Raw genomic sequence first — 21,797 nt, 5'->3', positions numbered from 1 at the left:
CAGGTCTCCGATCAGCCGATTCCGATGACGCCGATGGCGACACCCACGGCGAGCATGACGAGGGCGACGATGAGCGCCCGCCACAGCACCTTCTTGTGGTGGTCGCCGAGCTCGACGCCGGACAGGGAGACGAGCAGCAGGATCGCGGGCACGAGCGGCGACTGCATGTGCACCGGCTGGCCGGTGATCGAGGCGCGGGCCATATCGGCGGCGGAGATGCCGAAGTGGGCGGCGGTCTCGGTGAGCACGGGCAGGATGCCGAAGTAGAAGGCGTCGTTGCTCATGAAGAACGTCATCGGGATCGACAGCAGGCCGGTGATGACGGCCATGTAGGGGCCCATCGAGTTCGGGATGACCTCGACGAGCCATTCGGCCATCGCGTCGACCATTCCGGTGCCGGACATGATGCCGGTGAGCACGCCCGCGGCCATGACCATCGCGACGACGGAGATGATCGCGGTGGCGTGGCTGGCCAGCTCGGCCTGCTGATCCTTCATCTTCGGGAAGTTGACCATGAGAGCGATGACCGAGGCGATCATGAACAGGTACGGCAGCGGCAGGATGTCGGCGATGAGCAGGACCATCACGGCCACCGTCAGGCCGAGGTTGAACCAGAACAGCTTCGGTCGCAGCGTCGCCCGGTTCGGGTCGAGGGCCGTGTTCGTCAGGCCCGTCCCGGAGCCCGATTCGGAGTCGGATCCTGAGTCGGATGCGGTGTCGTACGCGGAGTCCGAGTCGAGCGCCGATCCGTCGGATCCCGTCGCCGAGGCGGCCGTGCCGATCCCGTCACCGTGGCCTCCGGTGGTGGTTCCGTTGCTCGTCGCGGTTCCGGTTGCCGAGGCACCCGCGGTCGCACCGTGAGCCGAGGAGCCGGCGGCGGCGCCGACGAGGTCCTTACGCGGGTTCGAGCCGCGGCCCTCGATCCAGGCGACACCGTTCTTGGTCAGGCGACGGCGCTCGGAGATGCCGAGCAGGTACGCGAAGATGAGGCACACGAGCAGGCCCGCGATGAGCGAGGGCACCATCGGGGCGAAGATCTCGTTGGCATCGATCTGCAGCGCCGAGGAGGCCCGCGCCGTCGGTCCGCCCCACGGGACGATGTTGAGGGTGCCGTTGATGAGCCCGGCCACGCAGGTGAGCACGATCGGGGACATCTCGAGGCGCTGGTAGATCGGCAGCATGGCCGCGGTGACGACGATGAAGGTCGTCGATCCGTCACCGTCGAGGGAGACCGCGCCGGTGAGCAGCGCGGTGCCGAGGACGACCTTGACCGGGTCATTGCCGGCGACCTTGAGGATGAACTCGACGAGCTTGTCGAAGAGGCCGACGTCGATCATGATGCCGAAGTAGATGATGGCGAAGAGCAGCAGCGCCGCCGTCGACGACATCGAGGCGATCGCGTCCATGACCATCTCACCGATGCCCAGACCGGCCCCGGCGAAGAGACCGAAGATGGTGGGCACGAGGATGAGTGCGAGGATCGGTGAGAGTCGCTTGGTCATGATGAGCGTCATGAAGACGATGATCATGGCGAAACCGAGAATGACGAGCACGGGCTTCTCCTTCGAAGACGAATGTGAGGCTCGAAACACCGTAGGGCCCAGATCACTCACCGCGCGCGTTTGTGCGCACTGATGGCGTTTAGATCGTTGACCACCTTTTGCGCATTGCGCTCAAACGCGGCTACGCTTGCCGCGTGTCCCGCCCCCGACGATCGTTCTCCCGCCGTGTGCTGATCTCTCAGCTCGCGCTCGTCGTCGTCATCCTCGCACTCGTCACCGGCGTGTTCGCCTGGTTGGGCTCGCGCACCGTCACCGAGGTGACCGAGACCAAAGCACTGGCAACTGCCCGCACCCTGGCGATCGATCCGAATGTGCGAGCCGCCGCGACGAAGGCCTCGGACGAACATGCCGATGAGCCCGACGAGCAGATCGTCGAGTCGATGCTGAAGATCACCGATGACCTGCGGGCCCGATCGGGCATCAGCTTCGCGGTCATCACTGACGACCGCGGCATCCGGCTCACCCATCCCGACCGGTCGAAGATCGGTCACCGGGTCTCCACCTCGCCGGAGGAGGCCCTGGCCGGGCGGGAGAACATCTCGCACGAGTCGGGAACACTCGGGGAGACGGTGCGGGCGAAGGTCCCGATCTACTCGACCGCCGATGACGAGACCGTCGTCGGTGAGGTCTCCGTGGGCATCTACGCCTCCGTGCTCGATGCCGATCTGCGGCGTGAGCTGCTCCTGCTAGGTACCGTCGCGGTGCTCGCGCTGGCGCTCGGCGGTGTCGTGTCGGTGATGCTCGGGCGCAGGCTGCGGCGCGAGACTCTCGGCGTCGGCCCCGAAGAGCTTGCCGAGATGGCCCGCGACCAGGGAGCCGTCCTCCACGGCCTCGACGACGGAGTGCTGGGCTTCAGTGCCGACGGCACCCTGACCCTGAGCAACTCGAACGCGAAGGAGCTGCTCGGTGCGGCCGACGGTCAGGACCGGGCCGATGTGAAAGGCAGGGCCACCTCGGCGAGGGAACTCGACGGCGATGATATCGACGGCGACGACATCAATGTGCCCGACGAGATCACCACGATGATGGCCGATGTCCCGGCCGAAGGCGCGCTGCGGCGGCGGATCACGATCGGCGAGCGGATCCTGCTCGCCACTGCCGTGCGCGTCCAACGCGACGGGGTGTCCGTCGGCGGGGTCGTGACCCTGCGCGATGAGACGCAGATGCTGACGATGGCCCGCCAGCTCGAGTCCGTCACCGCGATGGCTCGGGCCCTGCGCACTCAGCGCCACGAATTCGCCAACCGGCTGCACACCGTGCTCGGGCTCGTCGACACCGGCGCCACCGACGAAGCCCACACCTATCTGTCGTCGATCCTCGGCACCGGGCCGATCGCGACCCCCGTCGAGGACATCGATCTCGTCTCCGACCCGTATCTGCGTGCCGTCCTGGAGGCGAAGGGGACGACCGCCGCCGAGGCGGGGGTGACCCTGTCCGTGGCCCCGGATTCCCTGGCCGTGGGCACCGTCCGCGACCCCGAGGCGGTCACACTCATCCTCGGCAACCTCATCGACAACGCCGTCCGCGCGGCCGTCGCGGGTCGGGGCAGTGCGGGTGCACGCGTCGTGGTGCAGCTGCTCAGCTCGGGACGCGAACTCCACGCGGTCGTCACCGACACCGGCGACGGGGTCGATGCGGACGTGGAGGAGAAGATCTTCGAGGAGGGATTCTCGACGGCGGAGGCCGCCTCGGCGCCGGACTTCGGGATCGGACTGACCACGGGAACCGGGACCGGGGACGGCCACGGACTGGGCATCGGTCTCGCGCTCAGCCGCCGGGTCGCGGAGAAGGGCGGAGGACGGGTGTGGCTCATCGACGGTCACGACCCCGACCTCGGCGGGGCGAGCTTCGGCATGGTCCTGCCCGATGCACTTGAGGAATTTCAGCAAGATGAGGAGAGATGATGGTCAACGTTCTCGTGCTCGATGACGACTTCTTCGTGGGGCAGATCCACGCCCGCTACGTCGACGAGGTGCCCGGCTTCACGGCGCTCGAACCGGTGCGGGATCTGGCGACGGCCAGGGAGGTCATCGCCGACCAGGACGTCGACCTCATCCTCGCGGACTACGTGCTGCCCGAAGGCACCGGGCTCGAACTCATCCGTGAGACGGACATCGATGCGATCGTGCTCTCGGCGGTGACGGACCCGCAGGTCGTGCGGGCGTCCCTGCGGGCCGGGGCGATGACGTACATCGTCAAACCCTTCGCCGCCGAGGTGCTGCAGAACTTCCTGCGTCGCTATACCCGATTCCGCCGATACTGGGAGCGGGAGAAGGTCGGGCAGGCCGATCTGGAGCGGCAGCTGCGCAACCTCTACGATGCTTCGGCCGCCGGCGGGTCCGGTGCGAGCCCGGCCGGATCCTCGACGACGAGTCGGATTCTTGCCGCACTTGAGGAGGCGCACGGTCCGATGACTGCCCTCGAGGTCGCCGAGGCGGTCGGGGCCTCCCGCGCGACCGCGCAGCGCCACCTGGCGAAACTCGCCGAGGCTCGGACCATCACCGTGTCCCTGCAGTACGGGTCGACGGGGCGGCCCGAGCATCTCTACGCCACGAAGTGAGCGGGCGTCGGTGCCGACGCTGCGCTGCTACCGCTGGCCCGTTTCGCTCACAGCTTGGTGAACCTGCAGCAGCTTGCTCCCTGCACCAAGCTGCTGCAGGTTCACCAAGCTGCTGACGAAATGTCGGCGGTCGGCGAGGCGTCAGTCCGGCGGGTCATTCGCGCTGAGCAGGTCGAGTTCACGCGGGAGCGTGCGCATCGTCAGCAGCGGTGAGACAAGCACGGGCAGCGCTCCGAGAAGTGAGCACGCGGCGAGAATCCACATCGTCGAGGTCACGCCCAGCCGGTCGCCGAAGACTCCGGCGAGGAAGGCGCCAAGCGGCATCGGACCCCACACGAGGAAGCGGATCGAGGCGTTCATCCGCCCGAGCAGCGGTTTCGGGCACATGCGTTGCCGGAAGCTGACCTGAGCGATGTTGTATACGACGACGGCCCAGGTGACGATGAACCAGCTGATGAGCAGGGTCGGAAGTGCGGGCAGCACGGATGCGAGCGGCACACCGAAGAAGCAGGTTCCGGCGATCGCCGCCGACACGGCGATGCTTGTGCCTTCGCCGATGAACTTCTGCACCCAGGCGGCCGAGAGTGCACCGAAGATACCGCCGGCCGAAGCGACGGACATGACGATGCCTAGCTCGACCTGGTGGAGTCCGAGCGTGGTAAGCGCGTAGAGGACAAGGAGGGCAAAGACACCCGAGGACGCGAAGTTCGTCAGGCCTGTGCAGGCGGTGATGCGTCGCAGAAGAGGGTGGCCGAGGACGAAGCTGAGGCCCTCGCGGATTTCGGAGACGAAACCGGCGCGGGTGTCTGTCGGCTGAGGCGTCTCCCGGTGACGGATGAGTCCGACGAAGAGGCTGGACAGTCCCATGCAGATACTTGTCAGCCCCACAGTCAGCGGTGCGCCGATGGCGGTGACGAGCTCCGACGCGAACGTCGGGCCGGCGACTCCCGCGGTCTGTTGGCTGGCCTGGAGTTTGCCGTTGCCGTCGGAGATCGCATCACCGTCGACGAGTTCGGGCAGATAGGACTGGTTGGCGATGTCGAAGAAGACGGTGACGATGCCGACTCCGGCGGCGACGAGGTAGAGCTGAGTCATGCTCAACGTATCGAATGCCCAGGCCAAGGGGATGGTCAGGAGAATCGCGGCGCGGATGATGTCGCCGGAGACGATGACGAGCTTCTTCGGCAGCCGGTCGACCCATGCGCCGGCGGGCAGGCTGATGAGGAGGAAGGCCGCGGATTCCAGGGTTGCGAGGACGCCCATCTCGAATGCGTCGGCATCGAGGAGCTGCACGGCGATGAGGGGGAGGGCGAAGAGCACGAGCTGGGAGCCGAACACGGAGACGGTGTCACCAGCCCAGAGCTTCATGAAATCGAGGTGTCTCCACAACGATGTGCTCTTCGGCTGTTGCGCTGGATCGGCCTGCTGCGAAGGCTGCGCTTCGCGTGCTGAAGTTTCCGGTTCGCGAGGCGGTGGTGAATCAGCTGGAGCCATGGCTCTTCCTCGAGTTCGATGGTTAGTGATTGAGGAGTGTCAATCAGTAATCTTCCATGAGCGATTGAGGGAAGTCAATCACTTCGGGTGATTTGATTGACTTTTTTCGATCACTCGCTAGCGTTGAAGCATGAATGATGACACTCCCGCAGCGGCTTCTCTGGCCAGAGCTGTTGAACGCCGGGATGCCACCGAAGCCGAGGCGAAGGCCCTGGCCTCGAGCATCCGGATCCGAATCCTCCGGCTGTGTCTCGATGAGGCGCTGAGCAATAGGGAGATCGCCGAGGCGGCCGGGCTCAACCCGGCGACCTCGCTCCATCATGTGCGCATGCTCGCCGACACCGGATTCCTCGAGGCGCAGGAGGTCCGGCGGGGCAGACGTGGGGCCAGAGAGATTCCCTATCTGGCGACGGGCAAGAGCTGGTTCCTCAATGCCGGTGACATGACGCACCAGCTGCTCGAGGCCTTCACCGCGGAGTTCACCGCGGCCCCCTATGAGGAGCGAACGATGGGACGGATGGCCGCGATGCTCACGCCCGATGAGGTCGACGAGTTCCGTGCGCGCATCGACGAACTCTTCGAGGAGTTCCGGTCGCGCCGGAAGAAGGACGGGGCAACTCAGTGGGGACTGTTCATCGCCATGCACCCGAGCTCGCCCGCGATGAGCACTGCTCAGAGAACGTCCGCCGAACCCGAGGCTGCCGACGAATGCGAAACGGATGACGAGAGTGAAGGAGGCCCGCATGTCCGTGGATGACCTCGACGGTGGAGCTTCCGGCGCGGTCGACTCCTATAGCAACGCACGCTGTGCGGCTATATACGACGTTTTCGAAGGACCGGATCGGTACGACCTCGATGTGTACGCGGCGATGGTCGACGAGTTCGGGGCCGCCTCGGTGCTGGATGTGGGGTGCGGCACGGGAGCGTTCGCGTCGATGCTCGCAGTGCGGGGTGTGGAGGTCGTCGGTGTCGACCCCTCAGCTCTGGCTCTCGACGTGGCGAAGAGCAAGCCGGGTGCTGAGCGAGTGACCTGGGTTCATGGAACGGCGCCGGATGTGCCGCCCCTGCAGGTGGACATGGCATTCATGACGGCCAATGTCGCTCAGGTCTTCCTTGGCGATGAGGACTGGTCGGAGACCTTGCGTGCGATCCATGGCTGCCTGCGGGAAGGCGGACGGCTGGTCTTCGAATCGCGCAGGCCCGAGAGGAAGGCTTGGGAAGACTGGACAAAGGCGACGACTCACTGTCGTGCCGAGGTCGAGGGCGAAGGACCGGTCGAATCCTGGGTACAGCTCGAATCGGTCGATGGCGAGTATGTCCGCTTCGTCGGGGTCACGGTATTCGAGTCTGACGGCGCGCGGGTGGAGGAGCGGTCGACTTTGCGCTTTCGGAGTCGAGACGACCTGACCTCATCACTTGAGCGCGAGGGTTTCGTCGTCGACGAGATCCGCGACGCCCCGGACCGCCCCGGTCGCGAGTTCGTCTTCATCGCGCGGGCGGTCTGACGGAGTTCTTGGCCCGATTCCTTTCGCTGGGTGGGCATTCTGGTCGGAAAAATCCTCACGCGGATCCGACCATTACGCCCACCTAACGGGCCGCCGTCGCCGGAGGGAACGACGTAGCGTGGCCGGCAGCGAAGCAATGTAGACGGCACAGGAAAAGCCGAAAACTGTCTCTCGTGGATCGCTCAGCTCGCGGCCATATCTGCCTTTTCGAGAGCCTTCGGCAGGAAGTCGTCTGTCATGTATCCGGTTACCCCGTCAATCGCGTCCTCTTCGACCACTAGACTTGTTCCGGCCTCGACGGCCATGTAGTGGACGGTCAGCAGTTCGCCGGCCCATGAGACATAGCACGATGACATCACCATCTTTCCCTGGCCGGTAAACGTGCCGTCATAGGCAGTCGCGCAGAACCCCACACCTTTGTAACCCGAGGGCTCGAACATATCCGATGATTCAGTCGGTCTCGCCGTGAAATCGTCCGCGCAACCATCCACAGTCTTGCGTAGGTCCTTCAGGATCGTGTCTGACTCCTTTTCGGTCCTGGACAGCGACGTCATGATGTAGGCGGCATTGCTGTCGCCGGATTGCTCATATGATCGGGCAGTCGAAACGCCATCCAAGTCCGACGAGTGCGTCCCAATCGCACCGATGATGCATTCGGTCTGAGTTGTGGCGTCATCGGATGAAGACCCTTCTGAGTCGAACGGGTTGGTCGACTGTTCTTCCTTCTCGCCGAATTCGGTCGAGTCGTCAAGGGTGAATCCTTCCGGGATGTCATCGAGCGAGAGCACTCGAGCGCTGTAGTCGTCAGGACTGAGAGCTGCGCGTTCGCTGGCTTCCTTCGCCTCTGCATCTGCCGGGTTTGCGGATTCTTCGGACTTTCTGCCGCCGTTGTCTGCTTGGTTGCCGGAATCATCCCCGCAGCCTGTCAAAGCGAGTGCGCATGTTGCGGCGATGAGTCCCAGTGCGAAGCGTTTCAACGTTCAGTCCTTTCGTGTGTTCAAGTCGACATTGAGCCTACAATAGTTGTTGTCTTTTGGCGGGCGGTGGACAAGGTCAGAGCTGGCAGCCTGGACATTCGGCGGCTAACTGTTCGTGCGGCTCGTGGCTGGCGTCGAGGAGTGAAGAAGCGGCGCACTGCTGGACCTGCTCTACTCCACTAAGTGGGCGTTCTGGTCGGAAAAGACTCAGCGGGATCCGACCAGAACGCCCACCTAACGGGCCGCGACCGGAGGGGAGGACGGGCCGCGACCGGAGGCGAGGGCGAGGCGCGCCCGGTATTGACGCAACGTGCACGACGCAGGGAAGGGCTGCCCACGCGCACCACGCGCACCTCGCGCACCTCGCGCAGCCCGACCGCGCCCAGCCCACAGCCTCCCCGCCACACGCCGAAACCTGCGGATTTGCTGGGCAGGAGCGCAATATCGTCCTAAGATGAGAGACATGGCGACCAGAACGACTTCCCCCGCTTCTGGTTCCGGAAAGCGCACAGCGTCCAAAAACGCTGGTCGGTCCGGTAAAGCGGGGACCGAAGAACCCGGGACAAACGTTGTCACCGGTGCGTGGAATGGAGTGGCCCACATGGCCGGAAACCGTGCGCGAAAGACCCTGAGCGACGAACCGACCGATCAGTCACCGACGAAGAGGGACGGCACAGCGTTCTTCCTCATCGGGCTCTCGATCGTCATCGCCGCCTTCGAATGGTGGAACATCCCCGGCGCGATCAGCGACGTGGTGCGCTCGATCGTCGAGGGCACCTTCGGACGTGTGGCACTCGCCCTGCCGGTGATCCTCACCTGCTATTCGATCCGCCTGTTCCTCCGCGGTGACGACAACCGCGGCAACAACCGGATCCTCATCGGCGGCATCTTCCTGCTGCTGTCCGCCTCCGGCCTCGCCCACATCGCTGCCGGCAATCCGAGCTTCGTCAACTCCCGTGAGGCCATGGCCAACGGCGGCGGAGCCATCGGCTTCGTCATCTCCTCACCGCTGATGACCGCGACCACCGTCTACGTGGCCGTGCCGCTGCTCGTCCTGCTCGGACTCTTCTCCCTGCTCGTCATCACCGCCACCCCGGTCCGTGCGATCCCCAAGCGCCTGACCGATCTCTACTGGCGACTGACCGGGGGAGCCCGGCCCGAATCCGGCGCCGAGGCGGCCGAGACCAAACGGTCCGACCTCGTTGCCGAGAACGGCCGCACCTCCGACCTCAAACCCGTCATGGGCGCCAAGCGCCGCAGCCGGAAGAAGAAGACCGAGATCCCCGATCTCGACGCCGAATCCGCCGACGACGAAGCCGTGACCAAGGCCTACGACAAGGCCTACATCAACGAGAACGAGATCTCCGAGGACGAGACCGACACCGAGGTCATCGACACCGAGCCGAAGCTCAAGCCCGGCCAGCGCCGCCCGACCAAGGCCGAGCGCGAAATGGCCGCGCTGAAGAAGACCATCGGGATGGACGACGACGCCGCCAACGAGGCGAAGAAGTCCGAGCCCGCGGCCGCCTCGGCGCCGGTGCCGACCACCAACGCCCCCGCGCCGCCCCCGACCGAGCAGCTGCCCGAACGGGTCGAACAGCTCACCCTGGCCGGCGACGTCACCTACACCCTGCCGTCATCGGACTTCCTTGTCCCCGGTCCGCCCGCCAAGGAGCGCTCCGAGGCCAACGACCGCGTCGTCGAGGCTCTGCGCGACGTCATGACGCAGTTCAAGATCGACGCCGAGGTCACCGGGTTCTCCCGCGGACCCACGGTCACCCGCTACGAGGTGGAGCTCGGCGCCGGCACCAAGGTCGAGAAGGTCACGGCGCTGAGCAAGAACATCGCCTACGCCGTGGCCAGTGCCGATGTCCGCATCCTCTCGCCGATCCCCGGCAAGAAGGCCATCGGCATCGAGATCCCGAACTCCGACCGTGAGAACGTCGCACTCGGCGACGTGCTGCGCTCGAAAGCCGCCCGCAAGACCGACCACCCGATGGTCATGGGCGTGGGCAAGGACGTCGAAGGCGGATTCGTCGTCGCCGACCTGTCAAAGATGCCCCACCTGCTCGTCGCCGGTGCCACCGGTGCCGGTAAATCGAGCTTCGTGAACTCGATGATCACCTCGATCATGATGCGCGCGACCCCCGACGAGGTGCGCATGATCCTCGTCGACCCCAAGCGCGTCGAGCTGACGATCTACGAAGGCATCCCGCACCTGATCACCCCGATCATCACGAACCCGAAGAAGGCAGCCGAGGCGCTCGAATGGGTCGTGCGCGAAATGGACGCCCGCTACGACGACCTCGCGAACTACGGGTTCAAGCACGTCAAGGAATTCAACAAGGCCGTCCGCGAGGGCCGCATCCAGCCCCCGGCCGGTTCCGAACGCGTGCTCCAGCCGTACCCGTACCTGCTCGTGGTCGTCGACGAGCTCGCCGACCTCATGATGGTCGCCCCGCGCGACGTCGAGGCCTCGATCCAGCGCATCACGCAGCTCGCGCGTGCCGCCGGCATCCACCTCGTGCTCGCCACCCAGCGACCCAGCGTCGACGTCGTCACCGGTCTCATCAAGGCCAACGTGCCCTCACGTCTGGCGTTCGCGACCTCGTCGCTGGCCGACTCGCGAGTCGTGCTCGACCAGCCCGGTGCCGAGAAGCTCATCGGTCAGGGTGACGCCCTGTTCCTGCCGATGGGCGCGGCCAAGCCGATGCGTGTCCAGGGTGCGTGGGTCAACGAGTCCGAGATCGAGAAGGTCGTCGAACACGTCAAGAGCCAGCTCACCCCGAACTACCGCGAAGACGTCGCCGTCGAGGCCCCGAAGAAGCAGATCGACGAGGAGATCGGCGACGATCTCGAACTCCTGCTCCAGGCCGTCGAACAGGTCGTGACCACCCAGTTCGGTTCGACGTCGATGCTCCAGCGCAAGCTGCGCGTCGGCTTCGCCAAGGCCGGCCGCCTCATGGACCTCATGGAGTCCCGCGGCATCGTCGGCCCCTCCGAGGGATCGAAGGCCCGCGACGTGCTCGTCCGTCCCGACGACCTGCCGGGGACGCTGGCCATCATCAAGGGCGAGACCCCGCCCGAGGACTCCGGCGGCGCCGCTGCCGAGGCCCCGACAGGCGGCGGTCAGAACCAGGGCGGCCAGGGTCATGGGGAGCCCGGGTATGCCTCGGCTGCCGGGGACTACGACGAGGAGTTCGACGACGACTACGGGCACACGTCCCACGGCTCGGCCCCCTCGCATGGTTCCGGTTCGTCCGACCGCTACGCCCACGGTGTCGGCCACGCCGCCGACCTCAGCGTCGGCGACGTCGACCCGGAGACCGGGCTCGAGGTCGTCGAATCCAGCGGCGAGGACGCCTGGCAGCTCACCGGCCGCTGAGGCTCTCACCTCACTGCCGTGGTCGCGGACGGCGCGTCCGTCCCCGACACGAACAACCACACCCATCGCCGAGGTGGGGCACCGGGTCACCGGAGCCCCACCTCGGCGATGGTCTTTGCGATGATCTGCCCAGCTCACTCCGATAGGGTGGAGATGTGAACGATCGAGCCGAGGCCGGAGCCTCTCAGCAGCCCTCCGCAGAACCGAGTCCGTGGAACCTTCCGAACGCGCTCACGGTGCTGCGCATCCTCATGGTGCCCGTCTTCCTGGTCCTTCTTCTTGCCCACGGAGGCGATGACGTGACGACCCGGTGGTGGGCGCTCGTCGTATTCCTGTTGGCGATGCTCACGGACAAGATCGACGGGGATCTGGCGCGCAAATACAACCTGGTGACGAACTTCGGCAAGATCGCCGACCCGATCGCCGACAAATCGCTCATGGCCGCCGCGCTCATCGGACTGGCGATCATCGTCGAACTGCCCTGGTGGGTGCCGGTGATCATCCTCGTACGTGAGCTCGGCATCACCGTGCTCCGGTTCTTCATGATCCGGATCGCCGTCATGCCCGCCTCCCGCGGAGGAAAGATCAAGACGGTGCTCCAGACCGTGGCGATCGGGCTGTTCCTGCTCATCTTCCCGCTGGCGCCGCTCGTGCCCTCGGTCGTCTACGCCATCCTGCTGGTCTTCGCGTGGGTCGTCATGACCGCGGCCATCGTCGTCACCATCGTCACCGGCGTCGACTACTGCGTACAGGCGGTCAAGCTCTACCGTGAGGCTCAGAGCGGTGGGGCCGCTGGTGCCGGGACGGGTGACGGCAGCGGTCGCGGAGACGGCGGCCAGGGGAACGGCGGCCAGGGTGACGGAAACGGCACTCGTGGCTGAGTCCGACCAGCTCGAGACCAACCGGCGCATCATCGCCACATGCACCCGGTTGGGACTGTCTGTCGCCTCGGCGGAGTCGCTGACCGGCGGGCGCTTCGTCGCCTCCCTCGTCGACGTTCCCGGAGCCTCGGCCGTCGTGCGCGGGGGACTGGTCACCTATGCCACCGATCTCAAAGCGAGCCTGGCCGGCGTCGATGCCGACCACCTCGAGGAGACCGGACCGATCGACCCGGTCGTCGCCGCACAGATGGCTGTGGGCACGGCCGCGGAGTGCGTCGCCGACATCGGGATCTCGTGCACCGGAGTCGCCGGACCGGAGCCACAGGACGACAAACCCGTCGGGCTCGTCTACACGGCGATTGCCTTCGGCGGCAAGGCGAAGGTCTTCGAGCACGAGTTCGCCGGTGATCGGGAGGAGATCCGCACGTCGACGGTGCAGGCGATGTCGGTCAACCTCGACGAGTTCGTCGCCGAGCTCGCGTACGGGCCGAGCGCGGAATAAGTTCACCGTCGACGGGGTTGACCGGGTAATGCCTATAGGACGAAAATTCTCCAGAGTCTTCGAATGGACTGGCAATACCATCCGCTCGGGGCACCAGGTTGGTGCTGTGTCACGGCCAGGTTGTAAGGTTGATGGAACTACCACGACGGGACGCGCTGACAAAGGGAGGGCCGCGTAATGTTACTGAGAGTCGAAATCGGCGACGCGCTACGTTCCGCCCGCCGTCGTCAGGGCCGCACCCTGCGCGATGTCTCGACAGGGGCCAGCGTGTCGCTGGGTTACCTCAGCGAAATCGAGCGCGGACAGAAGGAAGCCTCGTCCGAGCTGCTGTCGGCTATCTGCGAAGCACTCGACCTGCCGCTGTCGGCGCTGCTGTCATCGGTGTCTGATCGATTCGCCCTCGAAGAGGGTGTGCAGATCCCCGACACCATTCCGCAGGAGCTCTCGGACAAGATCCTCGGTCACCCCGAGGGATACTCTGCTCCGCGGCTGGCTGCTAAGCCCTGATGCGCCATACTCTCTACTGGATCCTCATGAACGAGGAGTTCGGTGAGGCTCGTGCTGCCTCCCTGCACACCGATCTGACACTGAGTTCCTTGGGTTCGAGAACCGCGGCGCAGGCATTCGACGCCGGCGTCGAACCACGCGATATCTGGATCGCCGTCTGCGATTCCATGGGTGTCCCCGAATCCCGCCGTCTCGGCAAAGAGAAGCCACGGTCCCGCCCGTTCTGAGGCGGGATTCGGTTTCAAGATCGCGCGGGTCGCTCGAGAGTAGACTGGCGATATGAATCAAGCGGTCCCGTTCATCACATTCCAGCCCAGTCGCGGCCAGAGCACGGTTGAAGCGATGGAGTCCTACCTCAAGATCTTCGGAGACGGGCGAGTGCTCCTCGACAATCGGTATGGCCCTGGAGGCCCTGGTGCCGAGGGCACGGTCATCATGGCGGAGATCGAGATCGCCGGCCAGCGCCTGCGATTCAGCGACAGCTTCGTCGAGCACGAATGGAACCTCACCCCTGCTGTGTCCCTCATGGTCGACTGCGAGTCGTCCGAGGAGCTGGAGCGCATATTCGGCGAGCTGAGCGAACAGGGGACCGTATACATGCCGCTCGACGACTATGGCTTCGGCCCGTTCGGCTGGGTGGGCGATCGCTTCGGACTCACCTGGCAGCTGGGTCTGGCATCCGCGTAGATCGCGGGGAGACACGCGACACGCTCGAATATATAGAACACTTGTTCCCATGTGCGTTATCCTGGTGAGGAATCGCGGGACCTGTGATGTCGAGTGGCTGGTTATCCACCGGGGAATTCCTTCCTCTGTCGTTATGTCAGTGCCATCTTCTAGCCTTGGTCTCAAAGGAAAAGCAACGATGAGGAGACGTCATGGCACGTACACCCAAGAACCTCCAGGTTCCCACCGGCGGCGATAAGTCGAAGGCTCTCGATGCCGCACTGGGGCAGATCGACCGCAACTACGGCAAGGGCGCGATCATGCGTCTGGGCGAGGGCGTTCGCGAACCGATCGCCTCGATCCCGACCGGTTCCGTCGCCCTCGACATCGCTTTGGGCATCGGCGGTCTGCCGCGCGGCCGCGTCGTCGAGATCTACGGTCCGGAATCCTCCGGTAAGACGACCGTGGCCCTGCATGCTGTGGCCAACGCGCAGAAGGGCGGCGGCATCGCAGCCTTCATCGACGCCGAACACGCCCTCGACCCCGAGTACGCGAAGAAGCTCGGCGTCGACACCGACCAGCTCCTCGTCTCCCAGCCGGACACCGGTGAGCAGGCACTCGAGATCGCCGATATGCTCATCCGCTCCGGCGCCCTCGACGTCATCGTCATCGACTCCGTCGCGGCACTCGTGCCGAAGGCCGAGATCGAAGGCGAGATGGGCGACAGCCACGTCGGCCTCCAAGCCCGTCTGATGTCGCAGGCGCTGCGTAAGATCACCGGTGCCCTCGCTCAGTCGAAGACCACCGCGATCTTCATCAACCAGCTGCGTGAGAAGGTCGGCGTATTCTTCGGCTCCCCAGAGACCACCTCGGGTGGTAAGGCACTGAAGTTCTACGCGTCGGTCCGCGTCGACGTCCGCCGCATTGAGACCCTCAAGGAAGGTCAGGACGCGGTCGGAAACCGGACACGGGCGAAGATCGTGAAGAACAAGGTCGCCCCGCCGTTCAAGCAGGCCGAGTTCGACATCCTCTACGGACACGGAATCTCCCGCGAGGGCAGCCTCATCGATATGGGCGTCGACAACGGAATCGTCCGCAAGTCCGGCTCCTGGTTCACCTACGACGGCGACCAGCTGGGACAGGGCAAGGAGAACGTCCGCAACTTCCTCCGCGACAACCCGGGTCTGGCCGAAGAGATCGAGCTGAAGATCAAGCACAAGCTGGGTCTCATCAAGGCCGACGAGCCTGAGGCTGAGGAAGAGACCGAAGCAGCTGGAGAAGCACAGACGGATGACGTCGAAGTCTCCTGACACTCCGCAGCCTGGCGACGAGTCCGCCGCACCGGCCCAACAGGACGGTGCGGGGGAATCGGCGCAGGCCGCGACCCTGTCGGAGCTGCGCAGTGCGATCTCCGAGATCGACCAGCGCCATGCCGAAGGCGAGGCCGGGTTCTTCGCTGGGCTGACCGGCTTCGACGAGGATCGCGGTGCGGGCTTGAGCACGGGCGCGGGCACGGGCTCCGCTGCCACCGCTCGACGAGGTGGCCGTACTGGTACCACTGCTCAGAGGCCGAAACGGGGTTCCCGATCGGGTTCGGGAACCCGGAAGAAGAAGCCAGGCAGCAATAGGCGCCCCCGCAGAGAACCCGACAACGGGTGGGCAGAAGGCAACACCGAGTCGGTACCCGACTTCGTTGATGCCTCAGATCTCCTAGCCGACGACTGGGCCGACGCCGGTGCCGGTGCCGATGCCAGCGCCCGCGGCTTCTCCGTCGATGCTGACCCGGTGGACTTCGACACCGACGAGGACGATGCACCGGACTTCGACGCCGACTATGCGCAGGCGAAGAAGACGGCGATGAACATGCTCGCGATGCGCGACCACTCGCGTGAGGAGCTGCGGAAGAAGCTGCTCAAACGCGACTTCATGCCCGAGGCCGTCGACGTCCTCCTCGACAAGCTGGAGAACTCCCGGCTGCTCAACGACGAAGAGTTCGCCCATCGCTTCGTCCGCGCGCAGCGGGAGAACCGGAAGCTGTCGAAATCCGTGCTCAAACGCGAACTCAGCAAAAAGGGCATCAGCCCCGAACTCGCCTCCGAAGCCGTCGCCGACGTCGACGGCGAAGAAGATCTCGCCCGCGAAGTCGCCGCAAAGAAGGCCGCTTCCACGCGCCGACTCGACTATGCGGTGCGCGAGCGCCGCATCCTCGGCATGCTCGCCCGCCGCGGATTCCCCTCGGCGATCTGCATCAAGGTGACCAGAGAAGTCCTCGCCGACGACTGAGGTTCCCCGGGGCGCCGGCGACTGACGTTCCTCGGTTCCCCAGTGACGCAGCGTTTCCGCCGGTGGTGACCCCGCTCCTCGAGTGACGCCCCGGAGGCCGGGAACGGCTAGAATGGTTGCGCCATGACTGAACTGATTGACTCTCCGACGACGACCGGGAACACCCCGCGCAGCTACGAAGTGAAGACCTACGGCTGCCAGATGAACGTGCACGACTCCGAGCGACTCTCCGGACTCCTCGACGACGCCGGGTACATTCAGGCAGACACCGACGATCAAGCCGACGTCGTCGTCTTCAACACCTGCGCCGTGCGTGAGAACGCCGACAACCGCCTCTACGGCAACCTCGGCCAGCTCGCGAAAGTCAAGGAGCACCACCCGGGTCTGCAGATCGCCGTCGGCGGCTGCATGGCACAGAAGGACCGGGACACCATCGTGAAGAAGGCCCCCTGGGTCGACGTCGTCTTCGGCACCCACAACATGGGATCCCTGCCGGCACTGTTGGAGCGCGCCCGCCACAACGAGGAAGCCCAGGTCGAGATCCTCGAGAGCCTCGACGTCTTCCCCTCCACCCTGCCCAGCCGCCGCGAATCCCAGCACTCCGGATGGGTCTCGATCTCCGTCGGCTGCAACAACACCTGCACCTTCTGCATCGTGCCCAGTCTGCGCGGCAAGGAGAAGGACCGCCGCCCCGGCGACATCCTTGCCGAGGTCGAGGCGCTCGTGGCCGACGGAGTCGTCGAAGTCACTCTGCTGGGACAGAACGTCAACTCCTACGGCGCGGAATTCCGCGACAAGGGTGCCTTCGCGAAGCTGCTGCGCGCCGTCGGCAACGTCGACGGCATCGAACGCGTCCGCTTCACCAGCCCACACCCCGCCGCGTTCTCCGACGACGTCATCGACGCCATGGCCGAGACTCCGACCGTGATGCCGCAGCTGCACATGCCGCTGCAGTCCGGGTCGGACACGATCCTCAAATCCATGCGCCGCTCCTACCGGACCAAGCGGTTCATGAACATCCTCGACACCGTGCGCGAACGCATCCCGCACGCGGCGATCACCACCGACATCATCGTCGGATTCCCCGGCGAGACCGAAGAGGACTTCCAAGGCACGATGGACATCGTCCGCCGTGCCAGGTTCTCCCAGGCATTCACCTTCCAGTACTCGATCCGCCCCGGCACACCGGCGGCCACGATGGACGACCAGGTGCCCAAGGAAGTCGTCCAGGAACGCTTCGAACGCCTCACCGCTCTCCAAGACGAGATCGCGTGGGACGAGAACAAGCAGCAGATCGGCCGAGAGGTCGAGGTGCTCGTCACGAAGCTGCCGCATGACGATTCCCCGCGCCTGAGCGGACGCGCCGCCGACAACCGCCTCGTCCACGTCGGCATCCCCGAAAGCGCCGAGCTGCCCCGCCCGGGTGACTTCGTCACCGCCACCGTCACCGAGGCGAAGCCCTACTTCCTCCTCGCCGACTCCGGCTACTCGGTGCGCCCGTCCCGCGCCGGCGACGCCTACGACCGGGCACAGGCCGACAGCTGCGGAGCGCCCACCCCCGGGCAGGCCGCGGCCGGCACGACCAACCTCGGCATGCCGACCATCCGCCCCCGCGCCTGAGATGGGCACCTGCGCCCTCATCCCCGCGGCCCCGGTGCTGCTCGACGACATCGACCGCAGCGAACCGCCGCGGATCGCACAGTTGCGCGAAACCATCCGGCAGGTGCTGCGCACCGAGGAATCGTGGGCGCTGCCGATCGAGACCCTGCCGCCGGTGGCAGGACTCGGAGGGTGGGGCATCGACCGCGGAATCGACATGGAGACCGGCCGGCTCCTCACAGGCGAAGAATGGGTCGAGGCCGTCGAATCACTGACACCGACAGAGCGTCAGATCGCCGAGGCGGCCGCCCCAGCTGTCATCATCGCGTTGCTTCACGCTCACGCCGCCGAGGTGGCGGTCGGTCCGATCGGCAGCAGCGAGAACCTGCTCCTGCCGCTCGACCTGTCCGGAGCGGCCACGGACGATGCGCCGTTGGCACCGGTCGACGGGGCAGCTGAGTTCGACGCAGCACTCGTTGAGGCACTCACTGCCGCCGGTCCTTCGGACCTTAGCTCGGGCAACGCTGCCCGTCCGCGTTCAGATCGCTCCCTCACCACCACATCGGACCCCGTTGCCGCGGTCGACACAGGTCGCCTCCTCGTGCTCTGCTCCCAAGCACACAGTGTCCACGCCGACCTCACCGTGGTCGAAGCAGGAATCCGAAGCCTCACCAGCGCGAATGCCAGACTGTCGCCATTCGACCTCGTCTTCGATGAACTGGTGCACGAGGTGCGTTCTATCTGCGGAACCAGCACCTTGACGCGAGATGACGATGACTGAGCCTGTGAACGACGACCGGCGGCCGATCATCACCGTCGTCGGTGCCACTGCCACGGGGAAGTCGGATCTGGCGCTCGATCTTGCCGGCCACCTCGGCGGGGAGATCATCAACACGGATTCGATGCAGTTCTACCGGGGGATGGACATCGGCACCGCGAAGCTGCCCGTGGGTGAACGGCGCAGCATTCCGCACCATCTCATCGACTTCCTCGATGTCACCGAAGAAGCGAACGTCCAAGACTTCCAATCGCGGTCGCGGGAGGCCATCGCCGAGATCCGTGACCGCGGCAGGCAGCCCTTCCTCGTCGGCGGATCCGGGCTCTATGTCCGTGCCGCCGTTGACCACATGGAATTCCCCGGCACCGACGCCGAAGTCCGCGCCCGGCTCGAGGCCGAGGTCGCCGACGACCGGTGGCGGATGCATCAGCGGCTGGCGGCACTCGACCCGGCGGCAGCGGAGAAGATCACCGTCAACGATCAGCGGCGCATCGCCCGCGCCCTCGAGGTCATCGAGCTCACGGGGCGACCCTTCAGTGCGCAGCTGCCTGACTATCAGGAGATCGAACCGACGATCCACCTGGGTTTGAGCATGGACCGTCCAGTCCTCCACGAGCGCATCGCGGCACGCGTGGAAGCGATGTGGGAGATGGGTTGGGTCGATGAGGTCCGGCGCCTGCTCGATGTCGGCCTCGCTGAGGGAAAGACCGCCTCGCGGGCGATCGGCTACGCACAGATCCGACGCCACCTCGACGGTGAGCTCACCGCAGCGGAGGCGAAGGAGGAGACGACGGTGAGGACCCGACAGTTCGCCCGCAGGCAGGACACCTGGTTCCGCCGAGACCCGCGCATCCACTGGATCGACGGCACCTCAGTCAACCCAGAAGCGAACCTCGCAGCCGCACTCGAGGTCCTCGGTCGGTCCTGAACGCCGCTCGGGACCAGGGCATGTCTCCTTTATGTGAGGTCTTGCTCAGCACGCTCTCCGAGTCCGAGCTGGAGCAGGTCTTCCGCGCGAGCGGCGGTCGCACCCGCATTGCCGCCTCCCTCGTCCGGGCCCGAGTCGAAGCGGGACTGCCTGCGGGCGACACCGACCCGGATCGGACCGTCGCAATGCCGTCCCCGGAACTGACTCCGACCGTGGGCGCAGGCTCCCGCGAATCTGCCGCGCTCTATCTACTCGCCCTCTTCTCCTGGACACCGCAGATCCCCCGAGCATGGTCGATCTGGTCCACGCCGCCTTCGCTGCCGCAGAGGTGGCGACCTCGGCCACACCTGAGGAGCTCACTTCGCTGCTGACCGCAGAGGGCCTGCTCACCGCGTCTGCCGCCGATGTGGTGTTCACGGTCCCGGACCTCATCCGCGCACTCATGCGTCGAGTCACCGCTCTCGACGCGAATCTTGCCGAGAAGAGTCCGCGCGAGGCTCTCGGCGCGGCGGTCTCCGATTCCATCGGCCGACAGCGTTCGGACAGACGCGAAGGCTTGACCGAGGTCGTCGAACTCGTCCTCGAGCTCCGTGATTGGCACGTGCTCGAACGGGGATGGGCGCGCCGTTCGGTCAACGTCTTCATCGATGTGCCCAGCGCCATCGAGACCTACCTCAGCGTCCCCGAGGATGTGCTGGCGAAGAACCCGATCCTCACCCTGGCCCGCAGCGCCGCCCGTCGCATCGACTCGACCCGCACGCGTCTGGGCACCTACATTGTGCCGACACTGGTCTCGCCCACCGATTTCTCCAGCATTGTGCTGCCCGAGATGCACGTACTCCTGTCCGCCGAGACCGAACATCGACTCACCGCCGACGAGGTGACCGTGGTGACCATGCTCGAAGCGCGGACGCATCGGCTCAACCGGGAGAACGAAGCCGCGTTGAACGTCATCGAGGTGGGACGGGAACGTCTGCGCCACGTGGGCGAGGGAGAGCCGGGGCCCACGCTCATGCTGCAGGCCGAACTCAACCTCGAGCACGGGCGGAATCTGGTCGTGGCTGGTCGCTTCCCCGAAGCGATGCGCGTGCTCCAGCGGGTCGTCCAGTTCGCCGAGATCTACGCCCCGAACTCGCCGCATCCGCTGCTTGCGTGGCTCGTGGAGACAGCCCTGGCTGGAATGGGACATGGGCACGGATCTGACATGGACCGCAACCTGGAACGGGCACGTGAGGACGCTCGCAGATTCGGAATGGCCGCGTTGCCGGACGAATATACGGCCCTGTGCATCGAATTGATGCGCAGCCTGGACCGGCTCGATCTCGATGCGGCCGGGCAGATCCTCATCGCACTCGCCCAGGCGAAGCCCACCCAATTCCTGGGGCCCATTCCGCACGTGCTGAGAAGTCTGTGCTTTGTGTATGAAGGGCGAGCCTCGGCCGCGGCGAAGCTGCTCGTGGAGAGCCCGCAGAGTCCGGGGTACTCGGTCGTCAAGGCTCGTCAGGCCTTCGTCTTCGGGCAGCACGATCCCCTGTGGACCGCCACAGGACAGGTGCTGGCGGGCGATGAGGGGCCCAGGCTCAAGAGCTCCGCCATGGCTCTGCGTGCCGACATTCTCCACCATGAGGGCCGTTCCGCCGAGGTGCTGGAGGCCTTCGTCGACATGCTCGCCTACTGTGCGATCACGGCTTCGGTGCTTGCTGTCACTCAGCTGTCGAAGGCGGCCCGGGATGCGCTCATTCCCGCTTCGGCCGATCGTTCCGAGTGGGTGGCCGTGGCGCGGTCGTTCAATTCTGCGGAGATCACGTCGGCCGTGTTGCAGAAGCGTCTGCTCGAGCTGCCGGAGACTTCTCCGGTGTCCCCGGACTTCCAGACCGATCTCACGCCGACCGAGCAGTCGCGGCTGTTCGCGATCGACTCATCGAAGTCGATCGCGCAGATCGCCCGTGAGTTCGGAGTGGTGCCGGGTACGCTGAAGAACCGACTGTCTGCGCTTTACCGCAAACTCGGCGTGCGCAGCCGCGCCGAGGCTGTGGCCTACGCCCACCGCGCTCAGCAGAGGTGACTGCGTGAGAATCGTCTGCGGGGAGGCGGCCGCCTGCCGGCCAGTTGTCAGAGGCACCGGAACGATCGATCCACCGCGAGCAGTCTGAGTTCTCCGTCTTCGGCG

At 65.6% G+C, this 21,797-nt stretch carries 19 protein-coding genes; 16 read left to right on the top strand and 3 right to left on the bottom strand.

All coding sequences use genetic code 11. The features are described 5' to 3' along the window. Positions 1-11 precede the first annotated feature (11 nt). Complete coding sequence (locus tag J9314_RS11975; RefSeq protein WP_210602620.1) at positions 12-1,553, bottom strand: CitMHS family transporter; 1,542 nt, start codon at positions 1,551-1,553, stop codon at positions 12-14. A 143-nt stretch (positions 1,554-1,696) separates the two neighbouring features. On the opposite strand from J9314_RS11975, the gene J9314_RS11970 reads away from it, so the two are divergent. Then, on the top strand, positions 1,697-3,466 hold the full coding sequence (locus tag J9314_RS11970; protein WP_210602619.1) for an ATP-binding protein: 1,770 nt from the start codon (positions 1,697-1,699) through the stop codon (positions 3,464-3,466). Next, positions 3,463-4,122, top strand: coding sequence for a response regulator (locus tag J9314_RS11965; RefSeq protein ID WP_246490361.1), 660 nt, complete (start codon positions 3,463-3,465; stop codon positions 4,120-4,122). The genes J9314_RS11970 and J9314_RS11965 overlap by 4 nt, the downstream gene beginning before the upstream one ends. A gap of 141 nt (positions 4,123-4,263) precedes the next feature. Here J9314_RS11965 and J9314_RS11960 read toward each other — a convergent pair whose 3' ends face one another. Further along, complete coding sequence (locus tag J9314_RS11960) at positions 4,264-5,490, bottom strand: MFS transporter (protein WP_210602618.1); 1,227 nt, start codon at positions 5,488-5,490, stop codon at positions 4,264-4,266. 256 nt (positions 5,491-5,746) lie between these two features. Here J9314_RS11960 and J9314_RS11955 point away from each other — a divergent pair, with 256 nt between their 5' ends. Next, positions 5,747-6,373, top strand: coding sequence for an ArsR/SmtB family transcription factor (locus J9314_RS11955; protein ID WP_210602617.1), 627 nt, complete (start codon positions 5,747-5,749; stop codon positions 6,371-6,373). Beyond that, positions 6,360-7,121, top strand: a complete 762-nt coding sequence (locus J9314_RS11950) for a class I SAM-dependent methyltransferase (protein WP_210602616.1) — start codon at positions 6,360-6,362, stop codon at positions 7,119-7,121. Before J9314_RS11955 ends, J9314_RS11950 begins: the two co-directional genes overlap by 14 nt. Positions 7,122-7,303: 182 nt before the next feature. Here the strand turns inward: J9314_RS11950 and J9314_RS11945 are convergent, their stop codons facing one another. Continuing rightward, positions 7,304-8,098 (bottom strand): hypothetical protein, encoded by a 795-nt coding sequence (locus tag J9314_RS11945; protein ID WP_210602615.1) that lies wholly within the window; start codon positions 8,096-8,098, stop codon positions 7,304-7,306. 601 nt (positions 8,099-8,699) lie between these two features. Here J9314_RS11945 and J9314_RS11940 point away from each other — a divergent pair. The 12 genes from J9314_RS11940 (at position 8,700) to J9314_RS11885 (ending at position 21,692) form a co-directional block, all read left to right on the top strand. Next, the gene (locus tag J9314_RS11940) at positions 8,700-11,483 is read left to right on the top strand and encodes an FtsK/SpoIIIE family DNA translocase (protein WP_210602614.1); all 2,784 of its coding nucleotides are present in this window, start codon (positions 8,700-8,702) and stop codon (positions 11,481-11,483) included. A 155-nt stretch (positions 11,484-11,638) separates the two neighbouring features. Continuing rightward, complete coding sequence (pgsA, locus tag J9314_RS11935; RefSeq protein WP_210602613.1) at positions 11,639-12,364, top strand: CDP-diacylglycerol--glycerol-3-phosphate 3-phosphatidyltransferase; 726 nt, start codon at positions 11,639-11,641, stop codon at positions 12,362-12,364. Next, positions 12,357-12,866 (top strand): CinA family protein, encoded by a 510-nt coding sequence (locus tag J9314_RS11930; RefSeq protein WP_246490359.1) that lies wholly within the window; start codon positions 12,357-12,359, stop codon positions 12,864-12,866. Before pgsA ends, J9314_RS11930 begins: the two co-directional genes overlap by 8 nt. Positions 12,867-13,043: 177 nt before the next feature. Then, complete coding sequence (locus J9314_RS11925) at positions 13,044-13,373, top strand: helix-turn-helix domain-containing protein (RefSeq protein WP_139470108.1); 330 nt, start codon at positions 13,044-13,046, stop codon at positions 13,371-13,373. Further along, positions 13,373-13,600 (top strand): DUF3046 domain-containing protein, encoded by a 228-nt coding sequence (locus tag J9314_RS11920; protein ID WP_166972610.1) that lies wholly within the window; start codon positions 13,373-13,375, stop codon positions 13,598-13,600. The genes J9314_RS11925 and J9314_RS11920 overlap by 1 nt, the downstream gene beginning before the upstream one ends. 52 nt (positions 13,601-13,652) lie before the next feature. Beyond that, entirely contained in the window at positions 13,653-14,060 is a 408-nt protein-coding gene (locus J9314_RS11915; protein ID WP_210602611.1) for a VOC family protein, read from the top strand. A 191-nt stretch (positions 14,061-14,251) separates the two neighbouring features. Continuing rightward, entirely contained in the window at positions 14,252-15,349 is a 1,098-nt protein-coding gene (recA, locus tag J9314_RS11910) for a recombinase RecA (protein WP_210602610.1), read from the top strand. Next, a complete protein-coding gene (locus J9314_RS19185; protein ID WP_246490358.1) occupies positions 15,330-16,322 on the top strand; it encodes a regulatory protein RecX in 993 nt (330 codons plus the stop codon). The genes recA and J9314_RS19185 overlap by 20 nt, the downstream gene beginning before the upstream one ends. A 123-nt stretch (positions 16,323-16,445) precedes the next feature. Further along, positions 16,446-17,942, top strand: coding sequence for a tRNA (N6-isopentenyl adenosine(37)-C2)-methylthiotransferase MiaB (gene miaB, locus J9314_RS11900; protein ID WP_210602609.1), 1,497 nt, complete (start codon positions 16,446-16,448; stop codon positions 17,940-17,942). A gap of 1 nt (position 17,943) precedes the next feature. Beyond that, positions 17,944-18,702, top strand: coding sequence for a hypothetical protein (locus J9314_RS11895; RefSeq protein WP_210602608.1), 759 nt, complete (start codon positions 17,944-17,946; stop codon positions 18,700-18,702). Next, positions 18,695-19,627 carry a tRNA (adenosine(37)-N6)-dimethylallyltransferase MiaA gene (gene miaA / locus J9314_RS11890; protein ID WP_425514160.1) on the top strand — a complete coding sequence of 311 codons (933 nt, stop codon included), beginning with the start codon at positions 18,695-18,697 and terminating at the stop codon, positions 19,625-19,627. Before J9314_RS11895 ends, miaA begins: the two co-directional genes overlap by 8 nt. Positions 19,628-19,916: 289 nt before the next feature. After that, positions 19,917-21,692 carry a helix-turn-helix transcriptional regulator gene (locus tag J9314_RS11885; protein WP_210602606.1) on the top strand — a complete coding sequence of 592 codons (1,776 nt, stop codon included), beginning with the start codon at positions 19,917-19,919 and terminating at the stop codon, positions 21,690-21,692. Positions 21,693-21,797 lie beyond the last annotated feature (105 nt).

Origin of the sequence: Brevibacterium oceani, from assembly GCF_017948325.1 — a bacterium.
Classification (GTDB): Bacteria; Actinomycetota; Actinomycetes; order Actinomycetales; family Brevibacteriaceae; genus Brevibacterium; species Brevibacterium oceani.
The sequence above is the reverse complement of the archived record's forward strand: the minus strand, read 5'-3'. Positions and strand labels throughout refer to the sequence as shown.

What these genes read in the sequence shown, in the direction of transcription:
- J9314_RS11965 (WP_246490361.1), top strand. Translation starts at nt 3,463, where the DNA reads ATGATGGTCAACGTTCTCGTGCTCGATGACGACTTCTTCGTGGGGCAG.
- J9314_RS11960 (WP_210602618.1), bottom strand. Translation starts at nt 5,490, where the DNA reads ATGAAGCTCTGGGCTGGTGACACCGTCTCCGTGTTCGGCTCCCAGCTC.
- J9314_RS11955 (WP_210602617.1), top strand. Translation starts at nt 5,747, where the DNA reads ATGAATGATGACACTCCCGCAGCGGCTTCTCTGGCCAGAGCTGTTGAA.
- J9314_RS11950 (WP_210602616.1), top strand. Translation starts at nt 6,360, where the DNA reads ATGTCCGTGGATGACCTCGACGGTGGAGCTTCCGGCGCGGTCGACTCC.
- J9314_RS11940 (WP_210602614.1), top strand. Translation starts at nt 8,700, where the DNA reads ATGGCCGGAAACCGTGCGCGAAAGACCCTGAGCGACGAACCGACCGAT.
- J9314_RS11925 (WP_139470108.1), top strand. Translation starts at nt 13,044, where the DNA reads ATGTTACTGAGAGTCGAAATCGGCGACGCGCTACGTTCCGCCCGCCGT.
- J9314_RS11920 (WP_166972610.1), top strand. Translation starts at nt 13,373, where the DNA reads ATGCGCCATACTCTCTACTGGATCCTCATGAACGAGGAGTTCGGTGAG.
- J9314_RS11915 (WP_210602611.1), top strand. Translation starts at nt 13,653, where the DNA reads ATGAATCAAGCGGTCCCGTTCATCACATTCCAGCCCAGTCGCGGCCAG.
- recA (WP_210602610.1), top strand. Translation starts at nt 14,252, where the DNA reads ATGGCACGTACACCCAAGAACCTCCAGGTTCCCACCGGCGGCGATAAG.
- J9314_RS19185 (WP_246490358.1), top strand. Translation starts at nt 15,330, where the DNA reads ATGACGTCGAAGTCTCCTGACACTCCGCAGCCTGGCGACGAGTCCGCC.
- miaB (WP_210602609.1), top strand. Translation starts at nt 16,446, where the DNA reads ATGACTGAACTGATTGACTCTCCGACGACGACCGGGAACACCCCGCGC.
- J9314_RS11895 (WP_210602608.1), top strand. Translation starts at nt 17,944, where the DNA reads ATGGGCACCTGCGCCCTCATCCCCGCGGCCCCGGTGCTGCTCGACGAC.
- miaA (WP_425514160.1), top strand. Translation starts at nt 18,695, where the DNA reads ATGACTGAGCCTGTGAACGACGACCGGCGGCCGATCATCACCGTCGTC.
- J9314_RS11885 (WP_210602606.1), top strand. Translation starts at nt 19,917, where the DNA reads ATGGTCGATCTGGTCCACGCCGCCTTCGCTGCCGCAGAGGTGGCGACC.